The organism is Oleiphilus sp. HI0125 (assembly GCF_001635355.1).
On the sequence record NZ_LWGF01000630.1, the window covers coordinates 1 to 1,232 of the forward strand.

The 1,232-nt window shown below is 48.1% G+C and carries 1 protein-coding gene; it reads right to left on the reverse strand.

Annotation, left to right across the window (positions count from 1 at the left end; translation table 11 throughout):
- The coding region (gene ubiD / locus A3762_RS08265) for a 4-hydroxy-3-polyprenylbenzoate decarboxylase (RefSeq protein WP_068754906.1) at positions 1-1,232 on the reverse strand (1,232 nt) is incomplete at both ends.

The window sequence follows — 1,232 nt, forward strand, 5'->3', positions numbered from 1 at the left end:
CATCCCACATTGAGTCCACACGCGCTTTTACATCCGCATCCATTTCAATTGAACGTCCCCACTCACGATCAGTTTCACCTGGCCATTTATTGGTGGCATCCATACCCATCTTCGACCCCAAACCAGAAATCGGCGAAGCGAAGTCGAGGTAATCTATTGGCGTGTTCTCGACCAAAGTAGTATCGCGTGCTGGATCCATTCTAGTCGTAATTGCCCAGATAACATCTTCCCAATTACGCGCATCTACATCGTCATCAGTCACAATGACAAACTTGGTATACATAAATTGACGCAAGAAAGACCAAACTCCCATCATGACCCGCTTCGCGTGCCCGGGATATTGTTTCTTCATCGTCACTACGGCTAATCGATACGAGCAGCCTTCTGGCGGCAAATAGAAATCAACGATCTCAGGAAACTGCTTTTGCAATATCGGTATAAAGACTTCATTCAATGCAAGCCCAAGTACAGCTGGTTCATCAGGTGGACGTCCCGTGTAAGTACTGTGGTAAATCGGATCTTTACGATGCGTAATACGCTCCACGGTAAATACTGGGAACTCATCTACTTCATTGTAATAACCTGTGTGGTCACCAAATGGACCTTCTGGAGCCGTGTCGTTGGGGTAAATAAAGCCCTCTAAAACAAACTCAGCACTCGCGGGCACAGTCAGCTCAGAATGCTTTGTCTTTACAGTTTCTGTTTTACCGCCACGCAGTAAGCCTGCAAACGCATATTCAGACAACGAGTCTGGCACCGGCGTTACAGCACCTAAAATCGTCGCAGGGTCTGCACCCAAAGCGACCGCCACTGGGAACGGTTTATCGGGATATTTCTCTTGCCACTCACGTAAATCAAGCGCGCCACCACGATGCGATAGCCAGCGCATGATCAGGCGATTCTTACCAATGACTTGCTGACGGTAGATACCTAAATTCTGGCGTTCTCTCTCAGGATCAGGACCTTTCGTTACCACAAGCGGCCATGTAATCAAGGGGCCTGCATCCCCCGGCCAACAGGTTTGAACTGGGATTTTACTGAGATCGACTTGATCCTTCTCGATCACGACTTCTTGGCAAGGTGCGTTACGGAGCACCTTTGGCCCCATATTCAAAACTTGCTTGAAGATAGGAAGTTTCTGCCAAGCATCTTTTAAACCTTTTGGTGGATCAGGCTCTTTTAAAAATGCGAGAAGCTTTCCGACTTCTCGAAGTGCCGTCACATTCTCTTGC